Source organism: Caulobacter sp. 73W (assembly GCF_041021955.1).
In the GTDB taxonomy this organism is placed as follows: domain Bacteria; phylum Pseudomonadota; class Alphaproteobacteria; order Caulobacterales; family Caulobacteraceae; genus Caulobacter.
Window position 1 is genome coordinate 196,910 of the sequence record NZ_CP158375.1, and the last position, 19,637, is coordinate 216,546.

The following is a 19,637-nucleotide window of genomic DNA, read 5'->3' on the forward strand; positions in this document are numbered from 1 at the left end:
CCCTTTGGCTTCGGTCGCTCCTGAACACAAGCCTCAGTCGAAGACAGCCTTGGGAATATGGGTCATGCGGCAGGCCAGGTCCGCCTCGCCCGACGCCACGATCCAGACCTCGCCGCCGTCGGCGATACCGGTCGTGAACACCACGTCGCGTATGTACATATGTTCTTCGAGATCGGCGGTCAGGTCCGCTCGGCCCTCCAGCAGCGGAACCTCGTCCTCGAGACGCAGGATGCGGCTGGGGTCCTCCAGGTCGAGCAGCGCCCAGAAGGTTCGATAGATGCCGACCAGCGCCTGAGTCTCCACCCCGTGATAGAGCACCAGCCAGCCCTTGTCGGTCCGCACCGGCTGCGCTCCCCCACCCAGACGCATATTGGCCTTGGAGCCCTTGCGCGGTCGTATGCCAGTCCGGTGCAGGGGTCTCCAATGCAGGGCGTCGGGCGACCGGGCCAGGTTGATCGACGCCCCGCCCAGCCATTCGCTGTCTGGCGGATAGGCGAAGTAGCACTCTCCCTGCGGCCGGGTCAGGGCGTGGAAGGCCCCATCGATCATGCCCTCGAAGAACAGCATGTCCTTGTTCTGGTGGTCGAGGATGATCCCCTGCAGCGCCCAGTCCATGCCGTTGGTCGAGGTGTGCAGAGTTGTCGAATGCCGCTCGGGGCTCACCGAGCAGGTGGTCATGTAATAGGTCCCGTCGATCAGGGTGATGCGCGGATCCTCGACCCCGTACATCTGATACGAGGCCTCCGGCTCGATGGCCTTGTCGTAGTGGACCGTCACGACCTCCAGACCGTCAGCCGACAGTTCCACCGGCAACAGCCAGGACAGCGACGTCAGGCCCAGCACCCGCGAGTGATGGTGCGTCAGCTGGAATACCCGAGGGTCGGCTGTGTTGGCCTCGGCCAGGGGGAAGGCGTCACGGACATAGCCATCCGCCCTCCAGCGGATGCTGTAGACGTGCTCGGCGTCCGTGGGATCGCGCAGCGCCTCGGCGACCCGCACCATCAGCAACAGGTTGCCGTTGGGTAGTCGGCAAAGGGCGGGATTGAACGCGCCGAGCACGAAGGTGGGCGCATCCAGGCTCTTGCGAAGCGGTGATCGGCTCAGGTCGACGTCGTTCGGCCCGAAGACAAGCTTGTCGATTTCGAACTGCGCCATGGCCGGTCCCCCTTCAGGCTCGCTTGGAGCCTAGAGAACCGCCGACCGGAGCGCGCGTTCCGCCTCAGGCCTTGAAGGCGGCCAGGGCGTCGCTCGCCGCCTGGGCCAGGCTCTGGATCTTGCCCCAGTCGCCGTCCTTCATGGCCGCGTCCGGGGTCAGCCACGAGCCGCCCACGCAGGCGACGTTCGGCAGTTTCAGGAAGTCCGGCGCGGTCTCCAGCGTCACGCCGCCCGTCGGGCAGAAGCGGACATAGGGGAACGGGCCGCCAAAGCTCTTCAGCATGGCAACGCCGCCGGCCGCCACGGCCGGGAAGAACTTGAACGCACGATAGCCGTGCTCCAGGCCGGCCATCAGCTCGGAAGCCGTCGCCACCGCCGGCAGGTACGGGATAGCCCCGTCACGGCCCATGGCCAGCAGGGCCGGCGTCGCGCCGGGCGAGATTGCGAACTTGGCGCCGGCCTTGGCCGAGTTCTCAAGATCCTTGGCGCTCAGCACCGTGCCGGCGCCGATCACCGCTTCCGGCACCGCGTCGGCGATGGCGCGCATGGCGTCCAGCGCCACCGGCGTGCGCAGGGTCACCTCGATGGTGGTGCAGCCGCCGGCCACCAGGGCCTTGGCCATGGGCGCCGCCTGGGCGACGTCGGCGATGGTCACCACGGCCATGACCGGCGCCATATCCATGTAGGTTTCGATCGTGTCGGTCATCGCAGGTCGCCTGAGCCAGAAGTTTGAAATTGCGAGCGCTGTCATGTCACGGCCAGGGCTTGGTTTGAACCCCGCCAGCGCATGAAAAAGTGGGGCGCCGACAACGCGGCGCCCCAGTTTGCGCAGGAGCGAGCTCCCGAAAGAGCCGCTAAGTGACGTCGGCGAGGCCGACGAAACAGGCGTGTCGCGGTGGGAGCCGTGACACCGGTGTCAAAGATGCCATGATCTACGGCTTGTGCAAGCCTTTTCGTATACCGATCAGGTCAGCCTGTGTTGCGAAGGCCCGCCGCGATGCCGGCCACGGTGGACTGGATCGCTAACTTGATGCGCGGATCCTCGTCCCCTGCCCGCCGACGGCGCAGCAGTTCAAGCTGCAGGTGGTTCAGCGGATCGACCGAATGGCTGGCCAGCTGGACCGATTCCGCCAGCTGCGGCTGGTTGTCGAGCAGCCCCTCCCCGCCCCGGATCGCCAGGGCCAGCTTCACCGCCGCATCGTGCTCACGCTTGATGGCTTTGAAGATGCGCTCGGCGGCGGCGCGGTCTGGCGACAGCTCGGCATAGCGCGCGGCCATGGTCATGTCGCTTTGCGCCAGGGCCAGTTCCATGTTCGACAGCAGGGCCGAGAAGAAGTCGTACTCCTCCACCAACCCCTGAAGCTGCTGGGTGGACAGGCACGCCTTATCGACGCCCGACGCAAAGCCGTACCAACCCGGCAGCATGAAGCGCGCTTGCGACCAGGAGAACACCCACGGGATCGCCCGCAGGTCCTCGATCTTGCGGCTGGCGGTCCGCGATGACGGGCGGCTGCCGATGTTCAGCTGGGCGATCTCGCCCACCGGCGTCGCCGACCAGAAGAAGTCCTCGAACCCGGCGTCGTCATAGACCAGGGCGCGATAGGCCTCGAACGACGCCTGGGCCAGGCTGTTCATCGCCTCCTCGACCGGCGCCGGCGGATGGGTGATCTCCTCCTCCACGCTGGCCAGCAGCACGGCCGCCGCCATGCCGTCCAGATTGCGGCGTGCGGTCGGCTGGTCGCCATAGCGCCGGGCGATCATCTCGCCCTGCTCGGTCATGCGCATGCGCCCCTGGACGGTGCCCGGAGGCTGCGCCAGCACGGCCTCGGCGGCTGGACCGCCGCCGCGGCCGACCGAACCGCCCCGCCCATGGAAGAAGCGCACGCCCGCCCCACGGCTCTGGGCCGCCTCGGCCAAGGCCGAAGCCGCCGCAGCGACCCCGCGACGCGAGGCGACATAGCCGCCGTCCTTGTTGCTGTCGGAATAGCCCAGCATGATCTCCTGCACGGGCTTGTCGCCCAGCAGCGACTTGGCGATCGGCATGTCCAGCCAGGCGCGGATCACGTCTGGGCCACGCTCCAGATCGCCGATTGTCTCGAACAGCGGGCTAACGAATACGGTCGACGACGGCTCGGCGCCGCCGGTGACGATGCCCACCTGCTTCAACAGCACCAGCGGCTCCAGGATGTCCGACACGGTCGCGGCCTTGGACACCACATAGGCGCCGATGGCCGCCGGGCCGAAATCGCGCACCGCCTCAGCCGCGCTCTCCAAGATCTTCAGTTCCTTCTCGGTCTCCTCCGAGTAGGTGACGAAGGGCGAGCGTAGCGGCCGCTCGTGCGCCAGCTCCGACAGCAGCAGCGGCACGCGGAACTTCTCGTCCAGGCCCAGATAGTTCGCCTCCGAGCCCGTCCGTGCGAACAGTTCGTGCAGCACGCGCTCATGCACGTCGGCGTTCTGGCGAAGGTCGATCGCCAGCAGGTGGAAGCCGCAGGCCCGCGCCACGTCCAGCAGGTTGCGCAGGGTCGAGCCGACCAGCTTCTCGCCCTCATGATCCACCAGCGAGTCGCGGACCGTCTCCAGATCGGAGATGAAGGCGTCCGGACTGGCGTACGGCTCGGCGGTCGAGGGACCGAAGGCGTAAGACACATGCTGGCCGGCCAGCTTCTGCGCCGTCGCCGACAACCGCTCGAAGATGTCCGACAGCACCAGGCGGTACGGCTCGTCCATGCGATGGACGTCATGGGCGGACTCGCTGAGGTCCGCCATGGCCTGCAGGTCGGCCGAAACCTCGGTGTAGCCGGTGGAGATCGCCAGGTCCGACCACAGCTTGCGCACCTGCCCGGCATAGAAGTCGAGGATGATGCGCGCCTGCGACTTCAGCGCCGCCTTCAGCGTCTCGCCATCGACGCCGGGGTGACCGTCCCGATCGCCGCCCAGCCAGGTGCCCAGCTTCAGCATCGGCGGCACGGCCGCCTCGTCTCCGAGGGCCAGTGACCAGGAGCCATAGAGCTCGACCAAGGCGGGCAGGATCGAGGTGCGGACGATCGACAGGGCGTTGCGGATTTCGTCCCGCACGGTGATCCGCTCGGGCCGGTGCTGGCGCGTGCGCCACAGCAGGGCGATCTCGCGGAACAGGTCGCTGCGGATCTGCGCCTCCAGGTCCGCCGGCAGGTGGTGCCGGCGCAGGGCCATCAGGCGGGAAATCTCGAACTCGCGATCCACCACCCCCCGGCGGCGCACTTCGGTCGGGTGCGCGGTCAGGACCGGCACCACGTTCAGGCCGTCCAGCAGCGCCTCCAGACGCTTGGGATCATCCTTCTTCACCCGCGCGATGGCCGCCGCCAGGGTCATGGGGCGCTCGCTGCCCGGCATGACCTCGGCCTCGGCGTGCCGGCGGCGGCCAGCCACGTCCTCGCCGATATTGGCCAGCAGCGAGTGATAGGCGAAGGCCCGGGCCAGGAAGAGCCCCTGGTCGGCCGAAAGGCCCGTGAACAGCGCCTCGAGATCGGCGTCACCGCCCGCGAACGCCGCCTTGCGCGCCCGTTCGACCAGATCGGCCGCGTCATCCCCGTCCAGATAGCGGATCGCCTCGGTCAAGAGCGTGTCGAGAAACTCGGCGTTCTGCTTCACATGGCGGCCGGTGTGCGGCTCGCGGCCCAGGTCGAGGGAAGGCATGGCGTCTCCGTTCGGCGGGCCTGGCGGCCGGGCGACTTTCAAGCGAATGCCGGTCTGGCAAGGCTTCGTCAGGTGGCGCTTAAACTGCTGCTCGCGGGCCGTCCACAGCAGAAGAACTAAGGCGGCTATCGATCCTCTTCGAGATGGGTATGGGTATTGAGAACGCCCACGAAAACCGCATCACGACCGGCTTCGCGCGCCTGTTCCACCTTCAGCCGAGCAGCCTGATCCGCCTCCGCTTCGGTAGGATGAAGACTGACGATGTCGGCCCCGATGTTCACGGTCCAGCCGTCTCGATAGCGCAGGACGACATATCGCTCTGATGACATTGGTTTCGCTCCTCGAAGCGCGAAACCCCTTTGATCCCGAACAGTTGCGGCTACGCTTTGAATTATCGGGAGAAATCGCGGGCGCTGATCACCGGGACGAAGGTGGCGATCAGGATCTTGATGTCGAAGGCCAGGGACTGGCGGGCCATGTATTCGCGGTCCAGCCTCACCTTTTCGGCGATGGATATTTCGTCCCGCCCGTTGATCTGAGCCCAGCCCGTCACGCCGGGGCGCAGGGCGTCGACGCCCACCTCGGTACGCTGCGCCACCAAGTCGTCCTGATTAAACAGAGCTGGGCGGGGGCCGACCAGGCTCATGTCGCCGATCAGGACGCTCCAGAACTGCGGCAGCTCATCGATGCTGAAGCGGCGCAGGACCTTGCCGTTGCGAGTCAGAAACGAGTCCGCGTCGGTGAACAGATGGGTGGCGACCTGCGGCGCGTCGATCCGCATGGTGCGGAACTTTGGCATCAAAAACAGCCGATTGCCTCGCCCGACCCGCTTGGACCAGTGCAGCCCTGGTCCTGGAGACTCCAGCTTCACGATGATCCACACGGCCAGCAGCACCGGCCACAGCACCAGCAAACCCGCGCCCGCGGCGGCGATGTCGAAAAGACGCTTCATCTCAGCCCCACAGCCCCGGAGCTGGAGGATGGATGATCGAACCCTCGAACCTCAGGCCCGGCTCTCGATCCCGCGCCAGCAGCAGCGGTCCGTCCAGGTCCACGACCGTCGCGCCCTGAGCGATAAGCATGGCGGGCGCCATGGCCAAGGATGTGGCGACCATGCAGCCGGCCATCACCTGCAAGCCCAGCGCATGGGCCTCATCCATCAGCTCCAGGGCCTCGGTCAGCCCGCCGGTTTTGTCGAGCTTGATGTTCACCGAGCCATAGCGGCGGGCGCATTGCGCCAGTTCGGCGCGGGTATGCAGGCTCTCGTCGGCGCACAGCAGCACCGGGCAATCGTACCCCTCCAGCGCCCCGTCCTCGCCGGCCTTCATCGGCTGCTCGATCAGGCGTACGCCCAACTTGGCGAGCTCCGGCGCCAGACGCTTCAGGTCGTCGAACGACAGGCCCTCGTTGGCGTCCACAACCAGCTTGGCGTCAGGGGCGGCGCCCCGCACCGCCTCGACCCTGGCCAGATCATCAGGCCCGCCGATCTTGAGCTTCAGCCACGGGCGATGCGCCGCCTTCGCCGCGGCGTCCGCCATGGCTTCCGGCGTTCCCAGGCTGATGGTGTAGCAGGTCTCCACCGATCCCGGCTCCGCGCGCCCGGCCAGAGCCCAGGCGGGACGCCCGGTCTGCTTGGCTTCCATGTCCCACAGGGCGCAGTCGATGGCGTTGCGCGCCGCGCCGGCATGCAGCAGGGGCTGCAGGCCCGTGCGTTCCAGGCCTTGCTCGATCGCCGCGCGCAGGCCTTCGACCTCAGCCAGAACGCCCTCGACCGTCTCGCCATAGCGGGCGTAGGGGGTGGACTCCCCTCGCCCGATCACGCCGCCGTCCTCGATCTCGACCACGACCACATGCGCCTCGGTCTTGGAGCCACGCGCAATGGTGAAGGCGCCGGCGATGGGCCAGCGCTCGTCGCGGACGGTGAGGCGCATCAGGCCAGGTCGCCGGCCGCCGCTTCCAGCAGCAGGTAGGCGCGACCGACCTCCGAGCCGACCAGCGTACCGACCAGGAAGCCGCCCCGGTCCTGCTCCACCGCCTCGTCGATCATCGCCGCCTGACGGCGCAGGAAACGATCCACCTGGGTGCGCAGGGCGGTGTCGGAAAACAGGCGGCGCACCAGGCGACGGGTCGCGGCGGGCGCCAGCTTCTTCACCATTTCCCGCGCGGCGGCGCGGTCGCCGGTCTTCAGCACCTCGGCGATATCGTCCAGGCGCGACTGCGGCAGCAACGCGGTCGGGTCGATGCCCATGCCCGTGATCTCGACATGCAGCTTCTCGCCAAGGCGCTGATCATCGGCCGAGCCGTCGTCAATGGTCGACAGCAGTTCCTTCCACGACCAGTCTCCACGATCAGCGGGCGGCTCGGGCGTCACTTCCTCGGTCGGACCGCCGGCGGAGCCGAACACGGAGCGGAACTCCTCGTCGGTGGCCGTGGGCGTCAGGCGCAGGCGCGGACGCAAGCTGCCCGCGTCGGACGGCGCGGCTTCAGGAGCGGCGGCGCGCGCCTTGGGCGCGGGCGGCGCGGCGACCGGCGTCGGAGCCGGCCCCGCCTGGCGTGGGACGGCCGACGGCGTGGTGGCGACGCGGCTCGCGGCCTCGTTGAGGATATCGTAGTTGCGGCGGACGCGGGCCTGGAAGGCCGCGTCAATAGCCTGGGTCTCCTCCGCTGCCTGACGGGCGGCGCTGAGCAGCTCGCCCACGCCGCGCTCCACGGCCAGCTTGACCGCCTCGGCCTGTTGCAGGGCGTCGTCGGGCAGACCGCGAACGCGGGCTGCGACTTCGGCCATCAGTGCTTCCAGCTCGCCCAGGGTGTGGCGGGCGCGGCCGACGCCGTCCTCCAGCTTCTGTGCCGTGCGGGCGCCGGCCTGCTCGACCATCATGGCCGACTGTTCGATCAGTTCGCGGGCGTCGTTCAGGCGCGCCTCGAAGATGGCGTCAGCTTTCTGGCCGGCGGCGAAGGCAGCCTCGTTGAGCTGATCCACCCGCGCCATGGCGGCGTCGGCGTGCTGGTCGGCGGCCTTGCGCGCCTGCTCGGCCGCGGACGACAGGCCTTCGAAGGCGCCCGACAGCTGCTGCTCCAGCCGCGCGCGCTCGGCGGCGGCGGCTTCGGCCACGGCGCCCAGCGAACGGCCAGCCTCGATGCCCAGGGCTTCGCGCTCCTCCTTGGCGGAGTCGGCGATCTGGCGGAACTGTTCGGTGGTGCTGGCGATCAGGCCAGACAACGTCTCGGCCGCGCGGCTGGAGATCTCGTTCAGCTCGCCCGCGCTCTGACGAGTGTGGCCGACGAACTCCGAAAGCTGCGCCGTCCGGGTTTCCGTCTCGGCGGCGAAGTCTTCCTGGTCGGCGCGCAGACCTTGAGCAGCGTCCACCAGCGCCGTGCGCTGGTTGGTCAGGGCCAGCTCGACGGCGCGCAGCTGCTCTCCAACACCCACGCCGGCGGTCTCCAGGCGGGCGATCTGGCGGGACAGGTCGTCGGCGGTGGTGCGGGCGGCGGTGTTCGCCTCGCCAGCGGCGGCAGCCATGTCGGCGGCGCGGGCGGCCAGGGCGGCCTCGGCCTCGCGAAGCTGCGCCTCGGCCAGGTCGGAGGCCTCGGCCACCATGCGGGCCTGACGGGCGATCGCGTCGGTGACGGAAGACGCCTGGCCGTCCAGGGTCTGCGACAGCGTCGTCATCGACTCCCGCTCACGTCCCAGGTTCTCGGCCAGATGGCTGGCGGTGCGGGCCGACGTCGCGGCGGCTTCGGCCAAACGCTCGGTCTCCACGGCCAGCGCCTCGCGCAGGGCCAGCATGCGCTCCCGCGCCTCGGCGGCGGCGGCGTTGGCGTGTTCGATCTGCAGGCGCACGGCGGCGACCACGTCGCTGGCGCCGCTGGCGGCCAGGGCGGCCGGGCTCAGCAGCTGGTCCGCCATCAGGCGCGCGCGCCGGGCCTCGGAGGCCAGGCGCATGCCCTGGCGCAGCAGATAGGCGCCCAACAGCACGAAGGCCGCCGAGCCGACGCCCAAGAGAAGAAGCAGGCCCAGGGTGAAGCCATCGAAAGCGAACGGGCCGGAGCTTTGACGCCAGCCCAGGGTGAAAGCGATGGGCGTCACGCTCCAGATCGCCGCCACGGCCCAGGCCGCGAACCAGAACAGGCCGCCGCCGGAGGTCGGCTCGGGGCGAACGTCCAGGCGTACGGACGACGCCGAGGTCGCCGGCGGCGGAGGCGGCGCGGAAGCGGTCGGCTGGGTCTCGGCGTGAGGCTGCACGACAGGCGTCTCGGCGGTCGGCGCTTCCACGATCGCCATGTCAGGGTCGGGCGCGGTCTCGGGCGCAGGCTCCGCCGTCGCCGCGGCGGGCGTTTCAGCCGCCAGCGGTTCAGTGGGGAGAACGGAAAAATCGAGCGGTTGGCGCTTACGAGCCTTCATGCGGCTGCCGGAATCCTGCGACGATGCGAACTCGGGACCGTACGTCTATCACACGCGACGGCCCCACTTCGCGCGCATGGCGAGCCTACCGGCGAAAACCTCGCCAGCAAAGACACTTCGCACAGTCTGTGAAGGTTATCCCCGACCGAAATGACGGTCGAACAGCCTGGTCAGGCCGGGGTGCGGCGGGCCTTGAGGGCGTCCGGAGTTTGGCTGGCGCTGACCGAAACACGCTGAGCTTGCGGCGTACGGGCCACCGGGCGGCCGGCCTCGCTCTTGCGCAGGTGATCGCTGTCAGAGTGCGTTTGCAGGTTCACGCCGAACGACGCGAAAGCGGCGCAGGCGGCGGAAACCACCAAAGCTGCCAGAATTTCCACGATCGCGGCCACGGCCAGAATCCCCAGTTCGACAACCCGGGTTATGTTGCAAGCGGAACCTTAAGGCAATGTGTCCGAACATGAACTTTCAGTCATGCAGACCCGCCATCAGCCCTGAAAGCGCCGATAGAAATCATGACCCCCACCCCGGCCGGTTCGACTTGCTCCCACGAGCGTCGTTCTCTAGCTGGAAAGACAGGGCCTAACCGCCGCCGCGCTCGCGGCCGGCGGCGTGAAATGCGTTGATGGAACCCGCTGTGGCCCTGTCCGAGATTGATACCGCGACCGTTCGCTCATCCGCCGTCCCGGCGGCCGATCCGGCGCGCCTGACTCACCTGCAGCGGCTGGAGGCCGAGAGCATCCACATCATGCGCGAGGTGGCGGCCGAGGCCGAGCGCCCCGTGATGCTCTACTCGGTGGGCAAGGACAGCGCGGTGATGCTCCATCTGGCGATGAAGGCTTTCTACCCCTCGCCTCCGCCCTTCCCGCTGCTGCACGTGGACACGACCTGGAAGTTCCGGGAGATGATCAGCTTCCGCGACCGCATGGCCCGCGACCTGAACCTCCGCCTGCTGGTCCACACCAACCCCGACGGCTTGTCCCAAGGCATCGGCCCGTTCAGCCATGGCTCGGCCGTCCATACCGACGTGATGAAGACCGCCGCCCTCAAGCAGGCGCTGGACCTCTACGGCTTCGACGCTGCCTTCGGCGGCGCCCGCCGCGACGAGGAGAAGAGCCGCGCCAAGGAGCGGGTGTTCTCGTTCCGCTCGGCCGAACATCGCTGGGACCCCAAGAACCAGCGGCCGGAGCTGTGGAGCCTTTACAACGCCCGCAAGCATCGCGGCGAAAGCATCCGGGCCTTCCCGCTGTCCAACTGGACCGAACTGGACATCTGGCAATACATCCACCTGGAAAACATCCCGATCCCGCAGCTCTACTTCGCCGCCGAACGGCCCGTGGTGGAGCGTGACGGCACGCTGATCATGGTCGATGACGACCGCATGCCGCTGAAGCCGGGAGAGACGCCGCAGATGCGCAGCGTCCGCTTCCGCACCCTCGGCTGCTACCCGCTGACGGGTGCGGTCGAAAGCACGGCCTCGACCCTGCCCGAGATCATCCAGGAGATGCTGCTCACCACGACCTCCGAGCGCCAGGGGCGGGTCATCGACCACGACCAGGCCGCGTCCATGGAGAAGAAAAAGCAGGAGGGCTACTTCTGATGGCCCACCAAAGCGCCCTTATCGCCGAGGACATCGAGGCGTACCTGACCGCGCACCAGCACAAGTCCCTGCTGCGCTTCATCACCTGCGGCTCGGTGGACGACGGCAAGTCGACCCTGATCGGTCGCCTGCTCTACGATTCCAAGATGATCTTCGAGGACCAGCTGTCGGCCCTCGAAAGCGACTCCAGGAAGGTCGGCACCCAGGGCGGCGAGATCGATTTCGCCCTGCTGGTCGACGGCCTCGCCGCTGAGCGTGAGCAAGGCATCACGATCGACGTGGCCTATCGGTTCTTCTCGACCGAGACTCGCAAGTTCATCGTCGCCGACACCCCGGGGCACGAGCAGTACACCCGCAACATGGTCACCGGCGCCTCGACCGCCGACGCGGCCGTGATCCTGATCGACGCGCGCAAGGGCGTTCTGACCCAGACCCGTCGCCACAGCTATCTGGTCAAGCTGCTGGGCATCCGTCACGTCGTCTTGGCGGTGAACAAGATGGATCTGGTCGGTTGGGACCAGGGCGTCTTCGACGCCATTGTCGCCGACTACACCGCCTTCGCGCGCCAGGTCGGGCTCGACGCCTTCACGGCCATCCCGATTTCAGGGCTGAAGGGTGATAACATCACCGCGCAAAGCGCTGATGCAGCGTGGTATTCCGGCCCGCACCTGATGCAGTGGCTGGAGGCTGTCGAAGTCGAGGACGACCTTCGCGACCGCCAATTCCGCATGCCGGTCCAGTGGGTGAACCGCCCCAATCTCGACTTCCGCGGCTTCTCCGGCCAGATCGCCGCCGGCTCCGTCCGCCCTGGAGATCGGGTGAAGGTCCTGCCGTCCGGGCGCGAGACGACCGTGTCGCGGATCGTCACCCTGCCCGGCGATCTCGACGTCGCCGTCGCCGGACAGTCGGTGACGATCACCCTGGCTGATGAGGTCGATGTCTCGCGAGGCGATATCCTGGCCGCCGCGCAGGAACCGCTGCCCGTCGCCAACCAGTTCGAGGCGACCGTCGTCTGGATGGACGACGATCCGCTGCCGCCGGGCCGCCCCTACCTGCTGAAGATCGGCTCGCGCACGGTCACGGCCAGCGTCACCGAGATCAAGCACCGCGTGAACGTGAACACGCTTGAGGAAAACGCCGCCAAGCGTCTGGAATTGAACGAGATCGGGGTCTGCAACCTTAACCTCGACCAGGCGATCCCGTTCGAGCCCTATAGCGAGAACCGCGACCTGGGCGGCTTCATCCTCGTCGACCGGCTGTCCAACCGCACCGTCGGCGCGGGTATGATCCGCTTCGCCCTCCGCCGCTCGGACAACATTCACTGGCAGCACACCGACGTCGATAAGGCAGCCCGCTCCGGCCTAAAAAGCCAGAAGGGCCGCGTCGTCTGGCTCACCGGCCTGTCCGGCGCGGGCAAGTCGACCATCGCCAACCTGGTCGAGAAGCGCCTGCACGTCCACGGACGGCACACCTATCTGCTGGACGGCGACAATGTCCGCCACGGCCTCAACAAGGATCTCGGCTTCACCGAGGAAGACCGCGTCGAAAACATCCGCCGCATCGCCGAGGTGGCCAAGCTGATGGTCGACGCCGGCCTGATCGTGGTCACCGCCTTCATCTCCCCCTTCCGGGCGGAGCGTCAGCTGGCCCGCGAGCTGCTGGCCGAGGACGAATTCGTCGAGGTCTTCGTCGACACGCCGCTCGACGTGGCCGAGGCCCGCGACGTCAAGGGACTCTACGCCAAGGCCCGCTCTGGCGTACTGAAGAACTTCACCGGCATCGACAGCCCCTATGAGGCGCCGGAAAAGCCCGAGATCCGCATCGACACCACCTCGGTGTCTCCGGTCGAGGCGGCCGAGCGCATCGTCGAATGGCTGGAAGGCGAAGAGGCCGACTACACGATCTAGGCTCTGGAGCGCCGGATCAGCACCAGCGATCCGGCGACGCCCACGGCCGCCAGCAGCGCCATGGCCAGATAGCCGTACGGGCCATAGTGGTCGAAGATCGGGCCCGAGATGATCGTCGCCAGCCCGATCATCAGACCCGACGACAGCGCCGAACTCAGCGTCTGCCCCGCCGATGCGCTCTGCGACGGCGACAGCCGCTCCACCAGGCTGAGCGAGGCCATGTAGGTGGCTGCGAAGGTCATGGCGTGCAGCGCCTGCAGCACGAACAGCGCGCCCACCGGCGGTGAGAAGGCGAATGCGCCCCAACGGATCACCGCCGCCACGCCGCCAATGACCAGCAGGCGCTCCGGCCCGGCCGCCCGTCGCCAGCGCTCGCCAAACCACATGAACACCACCTCGACCGCCACGCCCGTGCCCCACAGCAGGCCGATGACCGCTTCGGAAATCCCCTGCTTGCGCCAGAGCAGCACGGAGAACCCGTAGTAGAAGGCGTGCGCCGCCTGGATGCAGCCGACCGACAGCACCATCAGCATGAAAGTCCGGTCGCGCAGCAGGCTTCCCAGCCCACGCCAACGGTCGCGCCCGCCCGACCGCTCGCCACCCTCGTGCACCGGGTCCCTGGGGAGGACCATGACCACGGCCGCCGTCAGCGCCGCCGCCGCCATGGACCAGATCACCACGATGCTGGCCTCCAACTTGGTCAGCAGCAGACCCATGCTGACATTGGCGGCGATATAGGCGATTGAGCCGATCCCGCGCGGTCGGCCGTAACTGAACCCGTCATTGCGCGCTCGCCGCATGGCCAGAACGTCGGTCAGGGGCGTGATCATCGGCAGCAGCGACGCCGCCACGAACCAGCACAGCATCCACGCGCCAAGCCCGTGCACCGAAAGCAGCGCGCCGTAGGACAGCGCCGATCCGGTCGCCAGGATGACGATCGGGGTGCGCCGGAGGGTGAACCCGTCCGCCCACACCGCCAGCACCGGCGAGGTCAGCACCCGGCCCAGCATCGGCGCCGACAGGATCAGCCCGATCTGCGCCCCGCTAAGGCCCTTGCCGCCCAGCCACACGCCGATGAACGGCAAGCTGACGCCAGTGCCCAGAAACAGGGCCGAATAGACCAGAGCAAGGCGAAGAGGGACCGACATGCCGGGCCTTTAGCAGAGTCCCGCGAACTGGTTTAGACACGAGGTGGAGCAAACGGAGCCGCAGCCCATGTCTCTCTGGAACCGCCGCACCTGGCTTTGCCTGGCCGCCTTCAACGGCCTGTTGGCGGTCGGCTTCGGCGCCTTCGCCGCCCATGGGGTCCAGGACCCCAAGCCCGCCGAATGGCTGCGCACCGGCTCCACCTACGCCTTCATCCACAGCTTCGCGATCTTCGCCGCCGCCCTGGTCGCCAATCTGGGCGCGCATCGCGCGCGATGGGCGCCGGGCTTCTTCCTGGGCGGCGCCCTGCTCTTTTCAGGCTCGCTCTATGCCATGGCCCTGGGCGCGCCGCGCTGGCTGGGCGCGATGACGCCGATCGGCGGCGTGTCCTTCATGATCGGCTGGGCGATCCTGGCCTGGGCGGCCGTCTCGCTTCAGGCCGACTGAGGCCTGCGGAAAGCCAGAAGGTAGAGCGCGGCCATCGAGCCGACCAGGCACAGCAGCATCACGCCCGCCATCGGCCGCGCCGTGCCATCGTGCAGCGCTCCGCCGGCCCAGGCCGCCAGCGCCCCGGATCCGAACGACGCCCCGCCCATCAGGGCAGAGACCGATCCCGCCCGGCGCGGATCGACGCTCAGCGCCCCCGCCATGGTGTTGCCGCCCATCAGGCCATAGGAGGCCAGGGCCGCGAACAGCGTCGCCATAACCGTCCACATCCCGCCAATGCCCGTCCAGGCGAAGAAGGTCAGCATCACGGCCGAGATCACCGCCGCGATCGAAGCCCGCGCCAGGACTGTGTCGGGCGCCAGCCGCTTCAGCAGGAAGCGGTTGACCTGACTGGCGCCGATGACGCCGATCGCGTTCGCCCCGAACACCCAGCCGAACGCCTGGGGCGAGAAGCCGTAGGTGCCGATCACCAGCTGCGGCGAGGCGGAGATGTAGGTGAACAGCACCGCGCCGTTCATCGCGCCGGCCAGCGCATAGCCCACAAGGCGTGGATTGCGCAGCAGGGCCTGGAAGGCGCGAACCGGGTTCTCCGCGCGGGCCTGGGCGGCGGTCTCCTCGGATCGGGACTCCTCCAGGCGCAGGATGACGCCAAGGCCGCACAGCAGCCCGAACGTCGCCTGCGCCCAGAAGATCGAGCGCCAGCTCGCGACGCTCAGCATCCACCCCCCTAGCAGCGGCGCCAGGATCGGCGCCAGGCCCATGATCAGGGTCAGCAGAGACAGCACCCGCGCGGTGTCCACATGGCTGAACCGGTCACGCACCGACGCCCGCGCCACCACGCCGCCGGCGCAGGCGCCCAGCGCCTGCAGCAGGCGCGCCAGGATCAGATGGTCGATGCTGTCTGCCACGGCGCAGGCCGCGGATGCGGCGATATAGATCCCGATCCCGATCAACAGGGCGATGCGACGCCCGAAACGGTCGGATGCCGGCCCATAGAAAAACTGCCCCACGGCCATACCGGCGAAGAAGGTCGCCAAGGTCAGCTGCGCCTGCTCCGGCGCGGCGTTCAGGTCCCTGGTCAGCTGCGGCAGCGCCGGCAGGTACATGTCGATGGACATGGGACCGAAAGCGGTCAGGGAGCCGAGAAGCACGACAAGCCCCCACGCTACGCGGGCCGGCGGTTCTTTTGGTGAGGTGGTGGTCACGCCCTGTCCTTACGCCGCCGCGCCACGCGATGAAAGCGGCCCGGCTTGCGGAACGTCCCCGGAAGGGTCACCGTGGCCCCAACGACAAACAAATGTTTGGAAACGCCATGTCCGCTCTCGAACAGATGATGCCGCCCGTCCAGTACGCCGACGTCAACGGCGTCCGCATGGCCTATTACGAAGCCGGTCCGCGCGGCGGGACACCGATCATCTTCAGCCACGGCTTTCCGGAACTGGCCTTCTCCTGGCGCCATCAGATCAAGGCCCTGGCCGAGGCCGGCCGCTGGGTGATCGCGCCGGACCAGCGCGGCTACGGCCTCACCTCCAGCCCTGACGCGGTCGAGGCCTATGACATGGCCAATCTGACCGGCGATCTCGTCGGCCTGCTGAATCACCTCGGCGCCGAGAAGGCGATCTTCGTCGGTCACGACTGGGGCGGCATCGTCGTCTGGCAGATGCCGCTGCGCCATCCCGACCGCACGGCGGCGGTGATCAGCCTGAACACCCCCTTCATCCCGCGCTCGCCGGTCGATCCTATCGCCATCATGCGGGCCCGTCTGGGCGAGGAGATGTACATCGTCCACTTCCAGAAGCCGGGCGAGGCCGACGCGATCCTCGGTCGGGACGTCGCCAAGACCATGGGCTTCATGCTGCGCCGCCCGCCCGCCGACCAGGGAGAGTCCGCCGGCTTCGCCACGGAGCGCAAGGAGGGCGACGGCTCGGCCTTCCCCCTGGTGCGGATGGTCGAGACCTATGATCCCGCGCTCGACACGCGCGAGACCTTCCTGTCGGACGAGGAGTTCGCCGTCTTCGTCGACAGCTTCCAGCGCACCAGCTTCACCGGCGGCATCAACTGGTATCGCAACTTCACACGCAACTGGCGGAACTCCGCCGACCTGTCGACCCAGGTCGATGTGCCCAGCCTGATGGTCATGGCCGAGCGCGACGCGGTTTTGCCGCCCTCCTCCGCCGACCACATCGGGCGCTTCATCCCCGACCTGGAAAAAGTGCTCATCCCCCGCAGCGGTCACTGGACGCAGCAGGAGGAACCGGAAGCGGTCAACAAGGTGCTGATCGACTGGTTGGACCGACGTTTTCCCGGGTGAAGCTGGCGGGGGGCGTTTCGGCGCCCTAGGCTGACAGCATGGATCACAACGCCGCCTCCCCCGTCATGTCCGCCGCCGGCCGCCGGAGCCTTTACCCCGAGATCGACGCCTACGCCTTCGGCTGGATGCAGACTGACGGCCCGCACGAGATATATTACGAGGAGTGCGGCAATCCGAACGGCAAGCCGGCCCTGGTCCTGCACGGGGGCCCGGGCGGCGCCATCAACCCAACCATGCGGCGCTTCTTCGACCCCTCGAAATGGCGGGTGGCCCTGTTCGACCAGCGCGGCTGCGGCCGCTCGCGCCCCAACGCCAGTCTCGAAGACAACACCACCTGGTCGCTTATCGCCGACATCGAGCGACTGCGTGAACAGCTGGGCGTCGAGAAGTGGACCGTGTTCGGCGGCTCCTGGGGCTCCACCCTCGCCCTGGCCTACGCCATCACCCATCCGGAACGCGTCGAAGGCCTCGTCCTGCGCGGCATCTTCCTGCTGACCGAACGCGAACTGCGCTGGTTCTACCAGGACGGCGCCTCCATGCTGTTCCCCGACGCCTGGGAGCGCTTCCTCAAGCCGATCCCGGAAGCCGAGCGCGGCGACCTGATGGCCGCCTATCACAAACGCCTGACTCACCCCGACCGGGCCGTACAGGCCGAGGCGGCGGCGGCCTGGAGCCAATGGGAAGGCGACACCATCTCGATCCGTGGGCCGGAGGCCCGGCCGCCCAAGTTCAACGAGATCGACTTCGCCATCGCCTTCGCGCGCATCGAATGCCACTTCTTCACCAACCGCGGCTTCTTCGAGCATGACGGCTGGCTGCTGAAGAACGTCGACCGCATCCGCGACATCCCAGGCTGGATCGTCCAGGGCCGCTTCGACGTGGTGACACCGCTGGAGAGCGCCTACGCCCTGCAGAAGGCTTGGCCCAAGTCCAAGTTCAACATCATCTGGGACGCCGGCCACGCCTCGACCGAACCGGGCGTCATCGACGCTCTGATCCGCGCTACCGACGCCGCGGCGCGCTAGGCCGGGACGCCAGTCACCGCTCAAGCGCCGGCAGCACGTGATCTATCAGGAGCTGGTCGGTGATCCCGTGCGGATTGCGGACGCCGAAGTTCTCGGTCGTCACGACGATAACCGCTTCCAGGTCGGGAAACGCCATGACCCGGTTGCCGCCGCTGCCGGACATCATCCAGGCCGGATGCGAGCCGGCGGCGGTCTTGAAGGTCGGCAGCCACACGAGATAGCCATAGTCGCCCCGCGTCTCGGACACATTGACGTGCGGCTTGGTCATCGACCGCACCCAGTCTTCCGAAAGCACCTGACGGCCGTCGCGACGCCCGCCGTCCAGCAGCAATTGGCCCAGCGCCATCAGATCGCGGCTGCGCAGCCCCAGCCCCCCGCCGCTCATGGCGATCCCGGTCGGTGAGGCCTGCCAGCGCTCACCCTCGATGCCGAGAGGGCCGAACAGGACGTCGTGGGCGAAGGCCTGCAACGGCCGTCCCGTCGCCTTCTGCACCACAGCGCCGAGCGTCACCACGCCGGCCGTGCAGTAGCTGAAGGATCGGCCATAGGGCGAGCCCTCCGGCTTGGGCGCCCATTCGGGGAAGCCTTTTATCGGCAGGTCCAGGGCGAATCTCGCCCAGTCCTCGATCAGGTACATCCGCTCCTCGTTGCCGCGCGAGAACGTGTTGTTGTCATCGCACTCGAGCAGGGAGCTCATCGTCAGGAAATCCTCAACGGTGATGCGCGCCTTGCGGGGATCGGGATTCTCGAAGGGCTTGCGGCCCTGAATGAACGGCGCGACCGGTTCGTCCACGCCGTTCAGGTCGCCGCGCGCTATGGCGGCCCCGACTAGCATCGCCGTGACGGTCTTGGTCACCGAGCGGGTGTTGCGCCGCGCCTCGGCTCCGCCCTGATCGAAATAGGCCTCGTGGATCACTTGGCCACGCCGGGCGACCACGACGCTGGTGATCTTCTGGAACTGGCCCGCGCGGATCGCGGCGTCCATCGCCGCCAAAGGCTGTTGGGCGACGGCGGGCGTGTAGGCCAGGACGCCAAGGGCGATGGCGACGAGCAGACTGCGCATTAAAGGAACTCTCCGGATAGACGAGGCTTTCTTGGCACCCCGCCGAGCCGGCGTCTTGAACAGCTGAAACCGCTCAGGCGAAAGCAGCGCGGTAGCGCGCCGGCGTCAGGCCATAGACGGCCCCGAAATCCCGCGTCAGGTGGCTCTGGTCGGCATAGCCCGCACGGACAGCAGCCTCGGCCAGATCGACCCCGCGCATGACCAGACCCGCCGCCCGGTCCGCCCTGGCCATGCGGATGGCCGAGGCCGGAGAGCGGCCGTAGTGGCGTCGGTATCGACGGGCTAGGCTGACGGGATGAACCCCGACCTCGCGGGCGACTTCCCTTACCTCCAGCCCCGCCTGATCGCACAGGTCCCAGATCATCTCATCGGCCCGCATGAGCCACTCCGGAGCCGGATCCTCGTCCAGTTCCGCGGCGCTCAGGACCGCGGCGGCCATATCCAGAACCAGACCCTCCACCGCGATCTCGTCCCCCGCCGCCAACCGCGCCAAGCGGCCGACCAGGCGTCTGGCCGCCGTGCCAGCCTGATGTTCCCTCAGGCGCAGAGGATCTCCCTGGGCCGCGCCTTTGGGCGGCATGAAGCTTACCGACAGGAAACGGCCGCCGGGTTTCTCGAAGCAGTCCCGATGCTCAACGCCAGGCGGGTTCCACACCAGGGCGCCCGGGCCAAACGCCTCATCACGCGGCGTGCGCGGATCCTGGGCGAGACTGCAGTAGCCACCATCCAGGGCTAGAATGAAATGAGCGTCCTCATGCACATGCGTCGGCACGCATTCGGGCGGCAGGCTGGCTTGCCACAGCCCGACCTTAAATCCCGCCACGTCCGTCCAACGGGATCGGTCCCCCATGAACGCGCCGGGTAGGAAGGTCGGTGAAGGCATGACGTCAGCACCCTCGCGATCGC

General features: G+C 68.0%; 17 protein-coding genes. 5 read left to right on the forward strand and 12 right to left on the reverse strand.

Going from position 1 to position 19,637, the window contains the following annotated elements:
• Positions 1-33 precede the first annotated feature (33 nt).
• From ABOZ73_RS00940 to ABOZ73_RS00975, 8 genes are all read right to left on the reverse strand, one after another.
• The gene (locus tag ABOZ73_RS00940) at positions 34-1,155 is read right to left on the reverse strand and encodes a glycosidase (RefSeq protein WP_369059967.1); all 1,122 of its coding nucleotides are present in this window, start codon (positions 1,153-1,155) and stop codon (positions 34-36) included.
• 64 nt (positions 1,156-1,219) lie between these two features.
• Positions 1,220-1,861, reverse strand: a complete 642-nt coding sequence (gene eda / locus ABOZ73_RS00945; protein WP_369059968.1) for a bifunctional 4-hydroxy-2-oxoglutarate aldolase/2-dehydro-3-deoxy-phosphogluconate aldolase — start codon at positions 1,859-1,861, stop codon at positions 1,220-1,222.
• Positions 1,862-2,124: 263 nt separating this feature from the next.
• On the reverse strand, positions 2,125-4,833 hold the full coding sequence (gene ppc / locus ABOZ73_RS00950) for a phosphoenolpyruvate carboxylase (RefSeq protein WP_369059970.1): 2,709 nt from the start codon (positions 4,831-4,833) through the stop codon (positions 2,125-2,127).
• 125 nt (positions 4,834-4,958) lie between these two features.
• Positions 4,959-5,162 (reverse strand): hypothetical protein, encoded by a 204-nt coding sequence (locus ABOZ73_RS00955; protein ID WP_369059972.1) that lies wholly within the window; start codon positions 5,160-5,162, stop codon positions 4,959-4,961.
• A 62-nt stretch (positions 5,163-5,224) separates the two neighbouring features.
• Positions 5,225-5,785, reverse strand: a complete 561-nt coding sequence (locus ABOZ73_RS00960; protein ID WP_369059974.1) for a sugar transferase — start codon at positions 5,783-5,785, stop codon at positions 5,225-5,227.
• A 1-nt stretch (position 5,786) separates the two neighbouring features.
• Complete coding sequence (dgcA, locus tag ABOZ73_RS00965; RefSeq protein ID WP_369059975.1) at positions 5,787-6,764, reverse strand: N-acetyl-D-Glu racemase DgcA; 978 nt, start codon at positions 6,762-6,764, stop codon at positions 5,787-5,789.
• Positions 6,764-9,235, reverse strand: coding sequence for a polar localization protein TipN (locus ABOZ73_RS00970; protein WP_369059977.1), 2,472 nt, complete (start codon positions 9,233-9,235; stop codon positions 6,764-6,766). Before ABOZ73_RS00970 ends, dgcA begins: the two co-directional genes overlap by 1 nt.
• 170 nt (positions 9,236-9,405) lie before the next feature.
• The gene (locus ABOZ73_RS00975) at positions 9,406-9,624 is read right to left on the reverse strand and encodes a hypothetical protein (RefSeq protein WP_369059978.1); all 219 of its coding nucleotides are present in this window, start codon (positions 9,622-9,624) and stop codon (positions 9,406-9,408) included.
• A gap of 233 nt (positions 9,625-9,857) precedes the next feature.
• Here ABOZ73_RS00975 and cysD point away from each other — a divergent pair, with 233 nt between their 5' ends.
• On the forward strand, positions 9,858-10,832 hold the full coding sequence (cysD, locus tag ABOZ73_RS00980) for a sulfate adenylyltransferase subunit CysD (RefSeq protein ID WP_369059980.1): 975 nt from the start codon (positions 9,858-9,860) through the stop codon (positions 10,830-10,832).
• Entirely contained in the window at positions 10,832-12,739 is a 1,908-nt protein-coding gene (gene cysN / locus ABOZ73_RS00985) for a sulfate adenylyltransferase subunit CysN (protein WP_369059982.1), read from the forward strand. The genes cysD and cysN overlap by 1 nt, the downstream gene beginning before the upstream one ends.
• On the opposite strand, the gene ABOZ73_RS00990 is transcribed toward cysN, so the two are convergent.
• Positions 12,736-13,887: an MFS transporter gene (locus ABOZ73_RS00990; protein ID WP_369059984.1), complete on the reverse strand. Its 1,152-nt coding sequence runs from the start codon at positions 13,885-13,887 to the stop codon at positions 12,736-12,738. The two genes, cysN and ABOZ73_RS00990, sit on opposite strands and share 4 nt — an antisense overlap.
• 67 nt (positions 13,888-13,954) lie before the next feature.
• On the opposite strand from ABOZ73_RS00990, the gene ABOZ73_RS00995 reads away from it, so the two are divergent.
• Positions 13,955-14,332: a DUF423 domain-containing protein gene (locus ABOZ73_RS00995; RefSeq protein ID WP_369059986.1), complete on the forward strand. Its 378-nt coding sequence runs from the start codon at positions 13,955-13,957 to the stop codon at positions 14,330-14,332.
• Here the strand turns inward: ABOZ73_RS00995 and ABOZ73_RS01000 are convergent.
• Positions 14,320-15,537 carry a multidrug effflux MFS transporter gene (locus ABOZ73_RS01000; RefSeq protein ID WP_369059987.1) on the reverse strand — a complete coding sequence of 406 codons (1,218 nt, stop codon included), beginning with the start codon at positions 15,535-15,537 and terminating at the stop codon, positions 14,320-14,322. The two genes, ABOZ73_RS00995 and ABOZ73_RS01000, sit on opposite strands and share 13 nt — an antisense overlap.
• Before the next feature lie 107 nt (positions 15,538-15,644).
• Here ABOZ73_RS01000 and ABOZ73_RS01005 point away from each other — a divergent pair, with 107 nt between their 5' ends.
• Together ABOZ73_RS01005 and pip are read left to right on the forward strand one after the other, a co-directional pair.
• The gene (locus tag ABOZ73_RS01005; protein WP_369059988.1) at positions 15,645-16,643 is read left to right on the forward strand and encodes an alpha/beta fold hydrolase; all 999 of its coding nucleotides are present in this window, start codon (positions 15,645-15,647) and stop codon (positions 16,641-16,643) included.
• Between the two features lie 38 nt (positions 16,644-16,681).
• A complete protein-coding gene (pip, locus tag ABOZ73_RS01010; protein ID WP_369059989.1) occupies positions 16,682-17,668 on the forward strand; it encodes a prolyl aminopeptidase in 987 nt (328 codons plus the stop codon).
• Between the two features lie 13 nt (positions 17,669-17,681).
• Here pip and ABOZ73_RS01015 read toward each other — a convergent pair whose 3' ends face one another.
• Positions 17,682-18,731, reverse strand: a complete 1,050-nt coding sequence (locus tag ABOZ73_RS01015) for a serine hydrolase domain-containing protein (RefSeq protein ID WP_369059990.1) — start codon at positions 18,729-18,731, stop codon at positions 17,682-17,684.
• Between the two features lie 73 nt (positions 18,732-18,804).
• Positions 18,805-19,581: a helix-turn-helix domain-containing protein gene (locus ABOZ73_RS01020; protein WP_369059991.1), complete on the reverse strand. Its 777-nt coding sequence runs from the start codon at positions 19,579-19,581 to the stop codon at positions 18,805-18,807.
• Between the last annotated feature and the right edge of the window lie 56 nt (positions 19,582-19,637).

Excerpts from the sequence above, each read along its gene's own strand:
- ABOZ73_RS00940 (WP_369059967.1), bottom strand. The coding sequence starts at position 1,155 with ATGGCGCAGTTCGAAATCGACAAGCTTGTCTTCGGGCCGAACGACGTC.
- eda (WP_369059968.1), bottom strand. The coding sequence starts at position 1,861 with ATGACCGACACGATCGAAACCTACATGGATATGGCGCCGGTCATGGCC.
- ppc (WP_369059970.1), bottom strand. The coding sequence starts at position 4,833 with ATGCCTTCCCTCGACCTGGGCCGCGAGCCGCACACCGGCCGCCATGTG.
- ABOZ73_RS00955 (WP_369059972.1), bottom strand. The coding sequence starts at position 5,162 with ATGTCATCAGAGCGATATGTCGTCCTGCGCTATCGAGACGGCTGGACC.
- ABOZ73_RS00960 (WP_369059974.1), bottom strand. The coding sequence starts at position 5,785 with ATGAAGCGTCTTTTCGACATCGCCGCCGCGGGCGCGGGTTTGCTGGTG.
- dgcA (WP_369059975.1), bottom strand. The coding sequence starts at position 6,764 with ATGCGCCTCACCGTCCGCGACGAGCGCTGGCCCATCGCCGGCGCCTTC.
- ABOZ73_RS00970 (WP_369059977.1), bottom strand. The coding sequence starts at position 9,235 with ATGAAGGCTCGTAAGCGCCAACCGCTCGATTTTTCCGTTCTCCCCACT.
- cysD (WP_369059980.1), top strand. The coding sequence starts at position 9,858 with ATGGAACCCGCTGTGGCCCTGTCCGAGATTGATACCGCGACCGTTCGC.
- cysN (WP_369059982.1), top strand. The coding sequence starts at position 10,832 with ATGGCCCACCAAAGCGCCCTTATCGCCGAGGACATCGAGGCGTACCTG.
- ABOZ73_RS00990 (WP_369059984.1), bottom strand. The coding sequence starts at position 13,887 with ATGTCGGTCCCTCTTCGCCTTGCTCTGGTCTATTCGGCCCTGTTTCTG.
- ABOZ73_RS00995 (WP_369059986.1), top strand. The coding sequence starts at position 13,955 with ATGTCTCTCTGGAACCGCCGCACCTGGCTTTGCCTGGCCGCCTTCAAC.
- ABOZ73_RS01005 (WP_369059988.1), top strand. The coding sequence starts at position 15,645 with ATGTCCGCTCTCGAACAGATGATGCCGCCCGTCCAGTACGCCGACGTC.
- pip (WP_369059989.1), top strand. The coding sequence starts at position 16,682 with ATGGATCACAACGCCGCCTCCCCCGTCATGTCCGCCGCCGGCCGCCGG.
- ABOZ73_RS01015 (WP_369059990.1), bottom strand. The coding sequence starts at position 18,731 with ATGCGCAGTCTGCTCGTCGCCATCGCCCTTGGCGTCCTGGCCTACACG.
- ABOZ73_RS01020 (WP_369059991.1), bottom strand. The coding sequence starts at position 19,581 with ATGGGGGACCGATCCCGTTGGACGGACGTGGCGGGATTTAAGGTCGGG.